The sequence below is a fragment of the Paenibacillus sp. FSL L8-0435 genome (assembly GCF_037965655.1).
Lineage (GTDB): Bacteria > Bacillota > Bacilli > Paenibacillales > Paenibacillaceae > Paenibacillus.
The window spans coordinates 5,114,387-5,130,508 of the sequence record NZ_CP150185.1; the positions used below are offsets into that span (position 1 = coordinate 5,114,387).

General features: G+C 45.9%; 14 protein-coding genes. 2 read left to right on the forward strand and 12 right to left on the reverse strand.

From position 1 onward, the window contains the following. Window positions 1-3 precede the first annotated feature (3 nt). The 8 genes from NST33_RS22760 to NST33_RS22795 form a co-directional block, all read right to left on the reverse strand. Window positions 4-1,296, reverse strand: a complete 1,293-nt coding sequence (locus NST33_RS22760) for a normocyte-binding protein (RefSeq protein WP_221824770.1) — start codon at window positions 1,294-1,296, stop codon at window positions 4-6. After that, a complete protein-coding gene (locus NST33_RS22765; RefSeq protein WP_221824344.1) occupies window positions 1,296-3,140 on the reverse strand; it encodes a SpoIIE family protein phosphatase in 1,845 nt (614 codons plus the stop codon). Before NST33_RS22765 ends, NST33_RS22760 begins: the two co-directional genes overlap by 1 nt. A gap of 40 nt (window positions 3,141-3,180) precedes the next feature. Then, window positions 3,181-4,062, reverse strand: a complete 882-nt coding sequence (locus tag NST33_RS22770; protein ID WP_260632975.1) for a protein phosphatase 2C domain-containing protein — start codon at window positions 4,060-4,062, stop codon at window positions 3,181-3,183. Continuing rightward, window positions 4,047-4,580 (reverse strand): FHA domain-containing protein, encoded by a 534-nt coding sequence (locus NST33_RS22775; RefSeq protein ID WP_091013796.1) that lies wholly within the window; start codon window positions 4,578-4,580, stop codon window positions 4,047-4,049. Before NST33_RS22775 ends, NST33_RS22770 begins: the two co-directional genes overlap by 16 nt. Before the next feature lie 43 nt (window positions 4,581-4,623). Then, window positions 4,624-5,175: an FHA domain-containing protein gene (locus NST33_RS22780; RefSeq protein WP_127545040.1), complete on the reverse strand. Its 552-nt coding sequence runs from the start codon at window positions 5,173-5,175 to the stop codon at window positions 4,624-4,626. Between the two features lie 42 nt (window positions 5,176-5,217). Then, complete coding sequence (locus NST33_RS22785; protein WP_339178288.1) at window positions 5,218-5,679, reverse strand: DnaJ domain-containing protein; 462 nt, start codon at window positions 5,677-5,679, stop codon at window positions 5,218-5,220. Between the two features lie 126 nt (window positions 5,680-5,805). Then, the gene (locus tag NST33_RS22790; protein WP_056695746.1) at window positions 5,806-6,231 is read right to left on the reverse strand and encodes a hypothetical protein; all 426 of its coding nucleotides are present in this window, start codon (window positions 6,229-6,231) and stop codon (window positions 5,806-5,808) included. Between the two features lie 185 nt (window positions 6,232-6,416). Continuing rightward, the gene (locus NST33_RS22795; RefSeq protein ID WP_221824348.1) at window positions 6,417-8,585 is read right to left on the reverse strand and encodes a transcriptional regulator; all 2,169 of its coding nucleotides are present in this window, start codon (window positions 8,583-8,585) and stop codon (window positions 6,417-6,419) included. A 575-nt stretch (window positions 8,586-9,160) separates the two neighbouring features. On the opposite strand from NST33_RS22795, the gene NST33_RS22800 reads away from it, so the two are divergent. Then, window positions 9,161-11,215 (forward strand): vWA domain-containing protein, encoded by a 2,055-nt coding sequence (locus tag NST33_RS22800; protein WP_339305177.1) that lies wholly within the window; start codon window positions 9,161-9,163, stop codon window positions 11,213-11,215. A 181-nt stretch (window positions 11,216-11,396) separates the two neighbouring features. Here the strand turns inward: NST33_RS22800 and NST33_RS22805 are convergent, their stop codons facing one another. From NST33_RS22805 to NST33_RS22815, 3 genes are all read right to left on the reverse strand, one after another. Further along, on the reverse strand, window positions 11,397-12,386 hold the full coding sequence (locus tag NST33_RS22805) for a serine/threonine-protein kinase (protein ID WP_221824350.1): 990 nt from the start codon (window positions 12,384-12,386) through the stop codon (window positions 11,397-11,399). Window positions 12,387-12,684: 298 nt separating this feature from the next. Beyond that, entirely contained in the window at window positions 12,685-13,554 is an 870-nt protein-coding gene (locus NST33_RS22810) for an alpha/beta hydrolase (RefSeq protein ID WP_221824352.1), read from the reverse strand. A gap of 210 nt (window positions 13,555-13,764) precedes the next feature. Beyond that, window positions 13,765-14,418 carry a ribonuclease H family protein gene (locus tag NST33_RS22815; protein ID WP_076214201.1) on the reverse strand — a complete coding sequence of 218 codons (654 nt, stop codon included), beginning with the start codon at window positions 14,416-14,418 and terminating at the stop codon, window positions 13,765-13,767. A gap of 154 nt (window positions 14,419-14,572) precedes the next feature. On the opposite strand from NST33_RS22815, the gene NST33_RS22820 reads away from it, so the two are divergent. Beyond that, window positions 14,573-15,208, forward strand: a complete 636-nt coding sequence (locus NST33_RS22820) for a DUF421 domain-containing protein (protein WP_260632977.1) — start codon at window positions 14,573-14,575, stop codon at window positions 15,206-15,208. Between the two features lie 145 nt (window positions 15,209-15,353). Here NST33_RS22820 and NST33_RS22825 read toward each other — a convergent pair whose 3' ends face one another. Further along, complete coding sequence (locus NST33_RS22825) at window positions 15,354-16,121, reverse strand: ABC transporter ATP-binding protein (RefSeq protein WP_339305180.1); 768 nt, start codon at window positions 16,119-16,121, stop codon at window positions 15,354-15,356. Window position 16,122: the final 1 nt, after the last annotated feature.

Below are 16,122 nucleotides of genomic sequence, written 5' to 3' on the forward strand. Positions count from 1 at the left end.
TACTCACACCCATTCCCCTTCGCAGCAGTATTCCGGGAAAGCCAGCTGGATTTCGGATACCAGAAAGCTCAGCAGATCATCCAGAAAAATGGCCTGTCCCGGCTGCTTTCCGTGTCTGCTGAACCTTAAAATCATTCGATGTTTATCTGTTTCAACACGGACATGATCGCTAACAAATGCATTAAGTGGATACGTAATGCCCAAAGCGGGTCCTGGCGCCACCACTTGCACATCTTCCAGTTCCAACCCCTCTGCTGCCTGAAAAGCGTGAACCATGCGGGAAATCTCTCCTTTGGATCGTACAGAACGTCCTTCCTGGCGAGCATATTTACCGGCAAACCCTTCCCGCTTGTTATTGGAAAACAGCGGATAGTCCATCCTGCCAATGCGGGTTGCGACGGGACCCGCTATTTTCAGCACCGTCCATGAATCGGATTTTTCCAGTGGTGATACGATGGTGATATCTTCTTCCGATCTTTTGATATACCGAATATGCGATTCGTCTCCATCCACCAGATATCCGTGTTCCGTTCCGGTTTTGCGGAGTGGCAACACATGTTCATAATTGATTCGGTCCGAAGCCGGAACAGGGAATCCACCCGTTTTCATATCCAGCTTCTGAATGTTCCACAGCGGAATCATATTGGTTCTTTTATAAGACTCAAACTCTTCGAGATGGATGGAAAGTTCCTTGACAGCATGTTGTTTGTCCCATGCTTCTCCATCGTCCGAACTGACCAGAACACAATCAATGAATTTGTACACATAGGGTGCATTGATCGATTTCCATGGCAGACTGTTCTTACGAAAGACCCGGTACAATTCTTCAACTTTGGAGATATACGCTGCACTTGATTTCAACCGAACCGTTATGGCATGCCTGCCTCCACTGGTTACTATCTCCCCGCGAAATGTCCGATTACTGTTCAGTAGAGATTGGAGTTCCTGTTGCCCACATTCCATGTAGAACGTGAATAATTTCATCTCTTCCTGACGCGCCAATGCCTCTGAAGCCTCACTCAAATAGACGGACTGTGATTCAGCATCCTCAGGAATGATCGGGTACAGAAATTCATGAATGGGATCCAGATCTTCCCGCGCACATAATGTGACATATACATCATGACGTTCCTCCTGAGGCAACACCTCATCAAAAACCCGTTGCTCAATCTGTTTGTTCAGCGTCTCCTGATACTCCACAAGATTAAGAAAAACGCCTGTCATGAGATCTTTGAGCATGCGGCGTTGTTCGAGATCCTCCATCTTGTTAAGACGGTCACGAATCATGTCTTTCATCATGAATCTCCTCCTTCCGATGATTCCTGTTCGTTCACATCAGCCTCCGTGGTATCGGTGCTTCCGTCAGCCTTGGAGGCAGAATTGCTGCCAGCATTACTTGTCGTTTTTCCAGGAGAAGTACCTGAGCCGGAAGCATCCGCATTGCCATTTCCAGCCGAGGTGCCATTAGCAGTGGAAGAACCGTTCCCTACTGTATTGCCTGTATTCACACTTCCTGTACTCCCGGTCATATCCGAGGTTATGCCCGAGGTATTTGGTGAGTCTGATCCTGCCGTATCCTGCGTAAGATCAGCCGCCGGTATCGGTGGGTTCAATTTCTCATCCAGTTTGTTTATTTTCCGCTCCATGGCCAGCACACGTTCCAGCATATCGATCTCTTGATAAATTCCCTGTGCCGAAGCATAGGCATCCATGGCTCCGCTGTAGTCTCCGGCTTCATTGAAGCGGTCACCCTTCTGTTCCAGCGTATCTGCCTGAAGCTGCCGGGATTGTCGCTTGATATCTGCACGTTTGGTCTCGGCCGTCTCCAGTTGCGTAGCAATCTCCTTCAGCGCATCTTTGTAAGCTGTCTCCGTAGCGGCCGTTCTGGCCCGTTTATACAAAATGATTGCTCCACTGTAATCTCCGTTCTGGAGTTTCAGATCGCCCTCGGTGATCCAGTCTTGCACTTGCTGGAAAGTGGTCATCTGCTCCAGTCGCTCCTGAATAACTTCCCGGTTGAACATGCTATAGGATTCAGACAATTCCAATGCTTTGGTGTAACTCGCGGTTGCTTTGGTAATGTCGCCTTCTTTCAGGTGAGCTTCCCCATCAACCAGCGTCTGAGCAGCAGCCATTTTCGCAGTCAACAGCTTTTTATGTATCGGGTCCTTGATTTTGATGGAATTGTTGCGCGCCAAGCTGTAGTCCGAGACCGCCTTGCCATACTCTTGTTCCTTGACGTACTGGTCTGCGGTCTGTTCATATTGCAGCATATCTACGGCCAATTCAGCTTTTTTCGCTGCACTTTTCACCGCGTAGAATATGCCGGCTCCACCAAAAATCAGGAGCATAACCAGCATGATGGCAATCCGCTTAATCCATTTCTTACGGTTCTTGGGCTCTTCATGAAAAATCTTGTTCACATATAAGGCTGCCGCACTATAATTCTCGATACGGGCACGCTGCTTGCTAAGCATCACTTCTTCAAGCGTATCCGCCAGCGTCTGCGGGTCATTGGCACCTTCAACCGCATCGATCATCTCGGCATCCTGAACCCCTTCCCATAATCCAGGGGTGCAGAGCACAAGTACATCGCCATCGGCCAGCTTGATCTTATCCGATACATACGGCCTGATCATGCCAGGTTTGCCCGCGTATTCGTACAGATTGCCGCGTTCATCGTGCTGATCCACACGATCCTCTGCAATCTGGCCTTCGGCTGCCAACTGGACAGCAACGCTATGATCCTTGCTTTTTAATGCAAGCCGATTTCCACGGAAATGATACAACCGGCTGTGTCCGGCAGATGCCCACACCATACGTGTATAGTCTGTCACGACAATGACGAATCCCGCTTTGAGCCTGACTCGGCGACTTTCATACTGAAGCCATTCATGTGCAATCTTGATATACTCTGTTAGTCTGCGTTTGGACATGGTTGGCTTTTCCAGAAAGGATTCCAGAATGGTCTGTACTGTGATCTGTGCGCTATTCACTTCCGTATCCGTATCCAAACCATCTGCAATGACATAACAGGCCCAATCTTCCAGCTCAACGCAGCCGTAGAAATCCCGATTTTTCAGGAAAGATCCCGCTTCCGAGACAAAAGCCGTCTTGAATTCACTGTTCTCCTTCCTCATCCGTCTCCCCATTTCCCTTCCCTGTGCGTTGCCTGATCCGTTACCATCCTTGCTCCAAAATGATAATCGTGGCATTATCCTGATGCACGAGCTGTTTTTCTTCAATCAGATCAATGATGGTCTGGGCTGCATCAAATGGCGACATGTCTTTCGCCAGTATAGTTTCCAGTTCCATCTCAGTAAGAGAGTTGTATACCCCGTCACTGCATAACACAATCTTGTCCGCCGGTTGCAGTGCAAACGGCTCGTCCGCGATTTCCATTTGTTTAAAATGGTCGTACCCCAAATAGTTGACCAGCCTTTTGCGCTGCGGATTATCCAACGCCTCTTGCTCCGATATTTCTCCAGACATATACTGTTCTTCGAGTTGAGTTTCCAGCGTATGTTTATGATTGATAGCAAGTAGCTCACCTTTGCGAAACACGGCCAAAATGCTGTCCCCTACTGCGCCCCAGTACAGCTCCCTGCCCTTGATCATGGCTGATACCAACGTTGTTCCTCCAGGAACGCCAAGTAAATTGCGAAGAATCGCCTGATTTGCCGCATGGGAAGAAGCATCCCAAAACTCCGCCGGATCAGGAAACCGCTCCAACGCTTCAAACTCACGGATAAATGTTTCTACAGCAGTTGTACTGGCTACTTTCCCACCAGATAAGCCGCTAATTCCATCGGCAAGTACCGCAAGTACACCATATGGCTCCACGGCACAGGCAAAATAATCATCCTGCTCACTGCGAGCACCAATGGTCTGTCCATTCCCGATCTGAACACCCACTGGCCTATCGTCACGTTGCCTTACCGGAATCCGGCTTCGGACGAATAACAACAACCAGATCGACAAACAGCCTGCTACCAGAACCCAATAAGGCGTTAGCTCCTTGTCGTGCCACAAGATCATAAAGGTATTCACTGTTGCTCCCATTCAAAATGCACACCACATAATGGGATGAAAATGAATTTGCTGCGACCCAATTGAATGACGTCGTAGGCAGCCAGTTCCACCGGAGAATAGACCGCTTCATTGTTGTGATAAGCAAGGCCGGAAGCATCGCCGGGCAGCAGATAGAAATTCCGTTTTTTGGGATCATATACAATCACTGCATGATTACGCCTAGAAATCGTGTTATCCCCAAGGATTCGAACATGCATCTCTTCCGAACGTCCAATAAAGTTCTTTTCAGCCATAATTCGATAATCCTGGCCCATCTGTGGACCTTCGATGCACACCATCCATCCCGTTACCGGTTCAATTCCTGTCGTTTCTCCCAGGTATGGCATCGTTCTGTCATCCTCTGCCGTGCGAGGCGCGCGTGGGATTGCTCCCCCTGCTTCACTATTGCCGGAAGGCGGTGACTCGACGGCCAGATTGCAATATGGACAGGTGTTTCCGTGCCGTCTCGTGCTGAACATATGTCCGTTTCCACATCTTGTCAGACTCATTTCTTTTCATTCCCCCGTAAGTTTGTATGATGGTACGCCAACGTTATTTCACCAAAATGCGGGTATTGGCAATATAAATTAAGTCTCCTGCCTCAATCAGGCTGGGTTCTTCGATTTCCAATTTGGATGATCTGCTTTGATTTCCCTTACGTACGCCCACGCCGCTGGCGGAGTCAATATCCTCGATAAACCATTGGCCCGAAGCTTTGTTCAGCACAGCATGTTGCGGACTGATGAGGGAAGCATATGGAGTATCGGACAGATCAATGTCCGCCTCACTGTTCTTCGAACTTTTTCCGATCAATACACTTGTCTCACCCTGAATGTACCATTCCTTCACACTTGTACCGTCATCGTCCAACAGTACGAGTTTCACAACCCGTGAAGACAACTTCTTCTTTTCCCTCTTGCTGGCAGGTAAGTATTTAAAAAACAGGTATGCTCCCCCGGAGAGGACCACAATAATTCCAGTTATCCACTGGGCACTCATGTCCCGGTTAATGATGAATATGTAATACAGCACGGCTAACGAAATCATGGCGACGCATGCGTCAACCCCTATCGTCATTACCGACCTTCCTCGTTTCACTTCCATAACCTCCGCCTGAACCGGCACGATCCATTACAGGCCACCGGCTTACTTTTTTCGAACTCCGAAATATCGGTCAAACATGGCGGACATATCCATTCCTTTGTTGGGATCGGCTTTGCCACTGTTTGAGCTTCCCTTGCCTTTGGGGCGATAGCCAAAAAATTGTTCAAACTGTTCCTGCATTCGTGATGGATCCGACCATACCTTATCGGTATTCATAGGTCCATTTTGGGCTTGTCCACTCTTTTCTCGTGCAGTACTGGATGTTGCTCCATTTGGTCCTCCTGGGTTCCCTGTAGATCGAGGTTGCTGATTGTATGCAGCCCTTAACTCGGGATTTCCGAGTGTGCTGTAGGCCTCATGGACTTGCTTGAAACGCATCTCTGCCTGCGGATCTCCCCCATTAACATCCGGGTGGAATTTCTTCGCCAATTGACGATAAGCCTTCTTGATCTGCTCCGGAGAAGCTTCACGTTCCACACCAAGCACGGCATAATAATCATTCATGGTATTCGTCCCTGCCTCCCTGCCGTATTCGGGCGTAAATAAAGATTAAGGGGCACCAAGGCCCCTTAACATGACAGAATTATTCTGGGCCAGCCATAACTGACCCGGAACATCAGCTGCTCCCTTTTATACCGGGAAGCCGCCTTCAATTTTAGTGAATTCCGTTTTGTCTTTTTTCTGTTTGATGAACAGGCTGAATTCACCTACGCCTTCGGTATCTCCGAAACGTTCTGTGTAATCCACAACGAACGCGTTAGGCATGTAAATTTTGCGTACCACTTGATCCGCCGCAACCACTTCAAGGGTTACTTTACGGTAGCAATCTGCTTTTTCAGCTGGAACAAGGGACCACAGAGCAAGTTTCATCGTGTCATCTGCATTGTCACCGTCTGTTGCTGTAATAATTTTGCCACTGATGCGAAGTGTTGCACCTACATCTGTGGATCTAGCGTTGGAATCATCCGGTGTATCTGTGTCATACACTACTGTGCGGATATTATCCATTCCCAATTCGATTGTTTCTGCGCCTTCTACTTTCAATACAAAACCCATTAATAAAAACCTCCTTAAGATTAGAAAACAATGTGCCCGGCATGCTCTTCCATCTGGGGAGAGGTACCGAAATATATGTATAAGGTCAGCCAGTAAAGGCTGCCTCTAACACCAAAATGAATGTCTATAATTCGTTGTTTAAAGAATCATATTCCATTTCTAAAACTTGTACCCACTCCAGTTTCTTACACCTTCATCGCGCTGGTGCCTTTGGTAATCATGACCTCCAGGTTCTTCACGTTGCCGTTAAATACCAGGTCAATGTGGCACATATTGCTCTTCTCATCGATGATAAAGCTCATATCGTCACCTTCCTGAATGATCGAATTGATCGACCCTCGGGTTCCCAGCCACCGACTCTTCTGACTGCTCGGATTGTTGCTGAAGAATTTGACGATATTTTCATGCTTGAAATCACCCGTCTGGAAACGGAGCAAGCGCTCAATGTAAGTACTTACGAGTGTTTTATACAAGGAATCAAAGCCATCTTCGGACATCGCCATGCTTCTCGCTTTGTATACCGTGATCCGCTTGATGTCGCTATCCTGGATTTGGGCATTCTCCGATGAGAAAATAAATCCAAAGTTTTTCCGGTTAATCGAATCCTTGATGGTGTTCGTGAATCCGGAGATTTCTTTGGTCATCGTAGTCACTACACGCAGACTGTTATCCCCTGCCTCAATATCAAAACGCACACCTGGATAATCCCGGTTCACGGTTTTGAATGCGCCTCGTAGATACTCGGGGCACTGATATGCAGCCACAATTCCGGCAGATACATAAGACGCACCGACATACACACCTTCAATCCACAGCTTCAGAATGTCTTCTTTCTCCTTGGAAAGTTCCACACCATTCTCTGTCTGAAGCATACGGCTGTCGATAACGACACCCGATTTCTCTTTCGGAATGATGGTGAAATTCGGAGCACTTGGAATGGCGAATTCGCTGTAGTCCTTGCGAGTTAATACCGCGCATTTATCAATATATTTATCGATGCCCGCAGTAGCCATGCTGCTGAATGTAGTCTCTTCTCCGGATTCAAAGCTGAAGAATACTTGTACTTTGTAGTCTTTAACGACTTGCAGGAGCATGGACAGGGATTCCATACTGTTTCCATCTTGTTTAACCACTTTCTCGTTACCACGGAAACGGGCTCGGCTGACTTGAACTTGTCCCGTATTCTCCAGTTCAACGGAAGGAACAATACCGAACCAAATGGTGTCGGTAAAATCATTCTTGGCATTGACTGTGTTGAGATAGGTCTCCAGCCGCGGAATGTTACTGCTCTTAACCAGCATATCCAGCTTGGCATTGGCAATCAGCATGGAAGGCAGCATGCCTTTGTTTTTGGTCGCATATTGATCAAAGAACATTTTGACACCCAAAATTTTCTCTACCAGCGGTTTTACGGTTTTTACAAAGTCATCCTTGGCGTTCTTGTAAAATTCCAGGTATGTATTGTAATTCTGTACTTCAACTGCCGTATCGACATCCGTCTGAACCGCAGGCAGTGGGCAGAATGTACGAACGACCAGATCCTGTACATACGGTGAAGGTGCCTCGGAGAGTGAATCATAATCTTCGGCAAACACCTGAGTCAAATCTGTGCTTGTCGACTCATCCAGGAGCATCAACTCGTTGTTATCACTCTTTGGAGCTTCGATAATTTTCAATTCTCCGCTCTCACCAATCGTGAGTTGTCCTATCTGAATCGCTTCGGAAGAAGTTTCTTCTTGAGCACGGCCCAGCAACAAGCGGGTTTTGATATCTTCGATGGCCAGTGGCAGCATCGCCATGACATTGTTATAGTTCCGGCTCGCATCTTCAAACATGACATTAAGTTTATCCCCGATATCCAACTTCTTCGGGTCCCCGTCATCCAGCTTCTCATGCTGGCCGTACATGTAATGAATTTCTTTCCGTACCTGCCGAATGTCATCCATAACCTTTTTCGGTGAGATCATATCCAGCAAATTTTCAAACTTGAAATCTACATTCGTAATCCCCTGACTACGTTTGGTATCGATCAGGGTAAAGAGCATTCTCAGGAAGTCATTGCTATGATCAATTTTGATCTCAGAGATTGCTTCATCCGGAATCCCTTCGGGCTTTTTGAGCGTATACATGACTTTCTGGTTTACCGCATTGAAAAAGGAATACACACTGGGAGAAAACTTGTCCAAAAACTCATCGAAGCTTCGTACAAGCAGGTGTTCATTGATCTCCTTGATCTTGTCATCATTCAGACTGTCGATCCCTTTTACGTCACCGACAATCGTAATCAAATCCATTTTCTCAGGATTGATCTCTTCAAAAAGCATCGTTCGGTTCGTTTGATTAATAATATCCATTCAGGCAACATCCCCCTAATGATGGTTCATTCGGGCGAATGCTTCCCCCCCTCCATCAATTTTTGACACTCCGCACGCTCTATCAGTCTTTGGTCATGATCTAAGAGAATCATCTTCTCAGGCGATCACAAGTCCAATAGAACGAGCTGTCAACATATGACTGGAACTTATGTACCAGATTATGCCGTTTGCTTTGGAGATTTATGGAATTCATCTTAATCATCAGTGATATGTTTTGTCAATATTACCCTATATAGGTCTAAAAGCTCATTTTTGTGACTTCGATATACCTATAGAACTAATTTCCGATTTCCGCTTCACTTCCCATCGAATCATGCCGATGATAAAGAATATCCTATAATCTGGATGATGTTCAATGATTTAAAATTAGTAGAGTTTTACTCCTAATCAAGAGGAAATCGCCTTAACGTATGCGGTGTTGCAATATTTTTAACTTATTGAAACTACGCATAACGGGGTTATATCGTGTAGAAAAAAAATTTTTTCAACAAAAATTAGTTTGATATCAAAAACATTTGCAGTACCCAAAACAGAAAGGAGATTCAAAGCATCATATGATATTAATAAAATTCAAAAAAGCAATTTTCACTCTCTTGTTCATCAGCTTTTTAATTCCAGCATGGGACATTGGGGAAATACACGCAGAATCATCTGTCAAGACCCACGCGTACGAAGGTCTCGATGCCATGTTTGTCCTGGATGTTAGCTACTCCATGAATGAGACCGACAAAGATCGCATTGCCGAAGAAGTTATACATATGTTTATGGATATGAGTAGTGGACCTAAGACCCGATTGGGATTCGTAGCCTACAATGACAAGATCACTTCATCCGTACCACTGATGGATATTTCATCCTCTGGAGCTCGCAATAATCTTCGTAGTCGTGTGGATGGCTTAAATCGTTCAGGATATACAGATCTCGGACTTGGCTTACGCCGAGGTGCTAGCCTGCTTGAACAATCCCAGACGGACAAGCGTAAACCATTTATGATTTTGCTCTCTGACGGAGAAACCGATTTACGAGGATCGACGAGCAGAACACCTGCCGACTCATCCAAAGATGTGGACAAGGTTATTGAGATGGCACAACAAGCTGGTTATCCCATCTATACTGTAGGATTAAACCGCGACGGTACGGTTAACCCGGCAGAATTGGAGCGTATCGCCAAAGAAACAGGTGGTTCTTCCTTTATCACGGGAAGTGCGGACGATCTGCCTGAAATCTTCAATCGTATTTTTGCAGATCAGATTCAATCTGTTCTTGTATCTGTAGCGGCTGTAACTGCAACAGGAGCAATGCAGGAAGTAACCGTGGATATTCCTAACTCCAGCATGGCGGATGCCAACATTATCATGCTCTCTGATCATGCTGTCTCCGAAGCTCAGCTCTATTATCAGTCGAGCAATGTCAGCTTCATTCGGTCTGATAAATATGCTCTGATGAAGATCATTCGTCCGGTCAAAGGACAGTTCAAACTGAAATTCAAAGGCCGTAGCGGTGATCTGGTGAAGATTAACCTATTAGGGAACTACAACGTCTCTGCGGTCGCAAATATGGCAACGGAGCAGCCAGTCAAGGGGAAGAGCATCACATTTGAGGCATCACTCTACGACCAGGCTGTGGACCCTGAGCCCATTAAGGACTTGGATGTGTACAAGGGACTGGAAGCGGAACTCATTGTAAATCCATCTGATGGAAAGACAGAACGTATCCCTTTGACCAATACAGGTAGCGGATTTACGGGAAAATACACTTTTCCCAAGTCGGATCTGTATACATGGGGACTGCGGATCGACGGTCCAGACTTTTATCGAGAAATTACTCCGGTTGAAGTAGACATTACGAATCAAGCACCCGTAGCTACCGGTGAATCCATGGTGTTATCCAAAGACGACAGCAATACAGATGTCGACCTGAACAACTACTTTAAGGATGCCAATAATGATCCATTAACGTATGTCCTTGCAGACGGTGGAAGTGAGCGCAAACTCGGGGATGCCGTCATTGAAGGTAACCTGTTGCGATGGTCTTCTCTTCACACTGGAAGTTCAACGATCAAGGTGACAGCAACGGATTCTGAGGGAGCAAGTATAACTACGGACATTTCGTTGCAAATTCATTCTTTACGTGAAAAGGTACTGCTATATACAGGATTGGGCCTGCTTCTTGCTGGTGGTATTTTCGCACTGTATTGGTTCATATTGAAGCCAAAACCCATATTCCGCGGAAGACTGGAAGGATACTTTCTAGCTACAGCGAACGGCGAGGATATACCGGTGACCAATTGGCCTCTCACTTCATTGGAACGCCGAAAAGTAAGTCTCAGTGAACTGTTTGATCGCATGGACATCGGGGTCAAAGTACCGGAATCGGGACGAATCTGGCTGGAAGCGGGTAAGAAAGAAACGTTATTGGTCCGGCACGATACGAATTGTACGGTTGTCCGAGGCCGAACTCCAGTGAAGCGCAGACATACGGAAGCTATGGAGTACAACGAAAAGTTGTACATTACGTTTGAGGATGGCGTTACGGAGATCGAAATTCGTTACAAAGCCATCAAACCAAGTACCAACATCTATGTAGGACAAAAGAGAGATTCACAGTAAACACCGTGTGATAACTACGTGGAAATGAAGCACACTGATGCATGCCTTCTATCAAAATATAAAAGAAAACAAGCCAGTTCGTCCCCTTCAATGGTAAGAACTGGCTTGTTTATGTTGTTCATATATTCAACTGCTATGCTCATTTAAGTGCATCCACTTTATGAACATAGGTCACGCATGCTTATGCCATCTCATGTTGCTTTTTCGGCTCCACTTCATAGACCTGTGTATGTTCATTCTCGGCCAAAGACCATTCCACCGTTCCAGGTTTACGCACTTTCCACACCCAGGCTTGAACTCGCAACGAGCTTCTGACCCATGCTAAGGAGGCACAGCGTTTCTCAGAACGAACCGTCAAACCCCAATGAATAACACGAGCGAGCCAAGGATTCACATACTCATTATGTGAGCGAACAGATGGCAATTCATCCTGGAACAACCGCTGTTTCACGTCCATAGGGGGTTGCCCGCATGCCCAATAATGGAGCAGAGCTGCCAAACTATAGATGTCCGACATCGGTCCCTGACTGGATTTCTCTGAATAGAACTCCAGTGGAGAATAACCAGCCGATGTAAATATCACCTGTTTCTCTCCGGATTGCATAGGCCAACGGGTGGCTGAGCCGAAGTCCAGAAGTTTGGGTGTACCATCTTCCATAACCATAATGTTGGAAGGTTTCACGTCCCGATGAAGGATGCCTTGCTTATGTATGTAATCCAATGTATCCACCAGTGGAAGCAGCGTCTCCGTTATGAAGGCAGCATCAAGAGCATGATTGTGTTCATTCAGATACTCGGTCAATGTGATTCCCGTGCAGTATTCCATAACCAGATACCCCGTATCATTTGCTTCAAAATGATCCAAATACGAAACAATATGAGGATGGTCCAGTTTCGATAACAGTTCACCTTCAAGCAGAAATGCAGCCAGTAGCTCCTGATATTGCCCACCGTATCCTCGTGAAGAACAGAACACTCTCCGCTTGTCTGCCTGACGTTCAGCCAGTCTCTGTGGGAAAAATTCCTTAATGGCTACCTTGGCACCCGTGTTACGATCTCGTCCTGCATATACAATAGCCAACTCACTGCTGGCTAATACCTGTCTTACCTGATATGTATCATTTATAATCACATTGCGCTGCAATGCCATTTTACAATTGTCTTTTCTCATAACAGACCTCTTTTCAACCTTGTCGATCGGAAGACTTTCCGCGTAAATGCATCATTTGGTTCAACCCGTGAGCAATTCATCGCCAACTATACATATAAACCAAATGATGCAATTTGAAACACCTTAACGCGAAATATTTAAATATTAATTATACCACACTGACTATGAACTGGTCCTAAGCCATATGAAATTCTTCTATAGAAGGAAATATCTCTTATATACTCTATCGACAGATAAAGCGAATTACTTTATTAAACTGGAAAAAAACATTTCTCCGTCCAGCTCTTGCAGACTCTTTTTAATAATTCTTTTGTAAAAACTGCTGTATTTCCTCATTCATCTGAACCAAAACGTCCTGTGAAGGAAAATGTCCTGTATCATACTTGATGGCTTGAACATTTTGAATAATCTTTTGAGCCCGTTCAATGCACTTATCCGCAGGGAAAAAGACATCCTTCTCCCCTACCAACAACAAGGTTGGTGACGTATAATTCACCAGTTCTTCTCGCTCCGTGAGCTTGGGCAGATCTTGATCTATGCTGACGTATTTAAAAAGTTTGCCGATAATGTTTTTATCCATTTCTTTCATGCAGTTGCACGACATGTTGTCCGTAATTTTTTGCAAAGAAGATGGTGAAGACGTCATGCGGTACTTGACGAGCGGCAGCGTGATATCCTGAGCTGTTTTAATTTTGGAGTTGACCGCAAGACCCGCAGGAGCAACCAATACGGCACACGAGATGCGTTCCGGAATATAGGTAGCCAGTCTGAGGATAATGCCTCCTCCAAACGATGGGCCGATAAACGCACTCTTTTCAATATCATAGTGATCCAGCAGATCCGACACCCATAAAGCCAAACTATCAAACCGTGTGGAGATACTCGCTTCCTCACTATAACCAGGGTGACCAATCGTATCAGGAGCAATAATCCGGTATTCCTTGAATAAGGAAGAGAACCAGGACAACGTCATCGGATTCACACAATTACCGCCTTGGAGAATAAATAACGGCTTGCCATCTAGAGGTCCTGTCAGTAAAACATGCGTCTTGCCAAAACGCGTCTCTACATACTCCCGAGTAAATTTCTCACCCAACTCGTTCAAATAAATCTCATACTCTTCAAGTATGCTGCTCTTGCCTTCTTCACTTCTATAAATGGAACTCATGTCTGCCTCCTGCAATATATACTCAAATACCCCATTCTATTGAATGGACTTGCTAATCAGTGGACCAAAAAGATAAAGAGGGCCTGCAGATGACAGGCTCCTCCATATGTTTAACTAATCATATTCAGATGATTATAGAGCGGAAACTGGAAATTGTAAATAACGATTCTAATAGACCAGAAATAAAGGAGGCATCCTTTGGAAAAATTCCTACTTCCGTCCGTAATCTGCCTTGATTTCGCCCCACTGCTTGGTCTGCCATTTTAGCACTTTATTGCTGTACGTATTCGTCTGGAGCCACTGCTCCGCACGATCAATCATCAGCCAGATCTCTTCCGTGGAGTTGTCCCGTGCTAACGTCGTGGCTACTTTTTTCTGCTTTAGCCATTTCATGGCATTGACCGAGTCGGTATACACCGTTTTGGTACTGCCTTCTTTCTTCAGATGTGCGAGGGCATGTACAATGGCCAAAAATTCGCCCAGATTGTTCGTGCCTTTGGAGATCGGTCCAACAGAGAAAATAATCTCACCAGTGCGGGTGTCCACCCCTTTGTATTCTACAGGTCCAGGATTACCGCGTGTACCCACATCAACGGAGATGCTGTCGTAATCCACTTCCTCTGACGTTTCCATGCCAGCACTTCTTCCGCTACCAGCCGACTTTGTCTTCGACGCTCCGCCTGCACTTGAACCCCAGTTCCCTTTCCATCCAGCACGATACGCTTCTTCTGCGGCTGCTTTGGACTCATATGATTTATATTTTGCTCCGGTATAATGATCCGTCTGCGCTTTGCAATCTGCCCATGTGTTATATACACCAGGCTTCTTGCCTTCCCAGACAACATAGTATTTCTGTTTTGCCACTGTGACCCGCTCCTTTGTTCACTTCATCAATACCCTATTGTAAACGATTGGGAGGGGTGAATGAAAGCTACGGATTCAGCCAACTGCATAATTGCTCCAACTCCAGAACAGCCTAAGAAGCAAAGAGCAAACTGGAATAGAAAGGAATATACGTATGGACTGGATATGGAAATCCGTTTTACTTGTTCTTGTCGGCATGATCCTGCTGAGAATTGCAGGACGCAAGTCAATCTCCCAGATGAGTGTGGTTACAACGGTCATCATGATCTCCATCGGAACAACGATTGTGCAGCCCATCGCAAATCATGAACTTGGTAAAGCGATTGGATCAGCATCGGTATTTATCGCGACATTGCTTGTAGTGGAACAACTGCAATTGAAATTTAATTTTTTTGAACGGCTCATGAGTGGCACTTCCAAAATCGTGGTAGAGGACGGGAAGGTCATTATCCCGAATCTGAAACGTATGCGTTACACGATGGATCAGCTCGAGATGCACCTGAGGAAGGAAGGTATTACGAGTGTGAACGATCTGGAGATGGCAACGGTGGAACCCAATGGTCAACTCGGTTATGTCCTGAAACGACATGCTCGTCCCGTGACGATTGGAGATCTGGAAGAGATCCTACGAAGTTATGCAATTACATCACGTAGTAGCCCAGCAACGGGAGAACACCCTCAACAAGACAACAGCAACAAGTCTTCAACGCATAGTGATAACTCCTCAGATATTTTTCAAGAAGTCAGCAACGGTGCTCATGCTCATCCCGTTGATCCTAAGCTTCAATAATTGATCCCTACCCCCACCTAAAAAAACAAAAGACCGGCCCTGTGAGCACTCAACAACATCGCTCCAACAGGTACGGTCTATGTTCACTTCAATTGATTATTGCGAAGATTTCTCCACGTCATCCAGACGAAAGATATAGTCCTAATCAACGTGTACTCAGATAAGCGATGCCCAAACCACCCGTAACCGGGTTCTTATAGATTTCACAATCTACATCGAATACCTCACCAATCATCTCACGAGTCAGAATATCAGCCGGTTTGCCATGTACAACAATCTGGCCCTTTTTCACCACATAGAGATAATCGCAATATTCTGCTGCGAGTTCGAGATCATGAAGCGCTGCCAGTATACCAATGCCGAGTCCACGGACAATATTTAGAATCTGAAGTTGGTATTTGATGTCCAGATGGTTAGTTGGCTCGTCCAGGATCAGGAATTCAGGTTGCTGTGCCAGGACACGCGCCAATACCACACGCTGTTTCTCTCCACCAGACAGAGACACGTAATTACGATCTGCATGTCCAGTCAGATGTACTTTATCCAGAGCTTGCTCCACGATTTCGTGATCCCGTTCATTATCTGTCTCCAGCATTTTTTTGTGTGGAGTACGACCCATCATGACCATCTCGCGCACCGTAAAATCAAAACTCAATTCATTAAACTGACCGACAACGCCCATATGTCTGGAAACGACCTTCGGGCTGGATTTGAGGATATCTGTATTGTCCAGAAAAACCTTGCCTTGCTGCGGTTTGATCACTTTATAAATGCTCTTGAGCAGCGTTGACTTGCCACAACCATTAGGCCCGATCAGTCCAACGAACTGTTTACCGTTCACCTGTAATGAAATATTCTTGATGATGTCCGTGTTCAGCACAGAGATGGATACATTTTCTACGTTCAGCTTCATG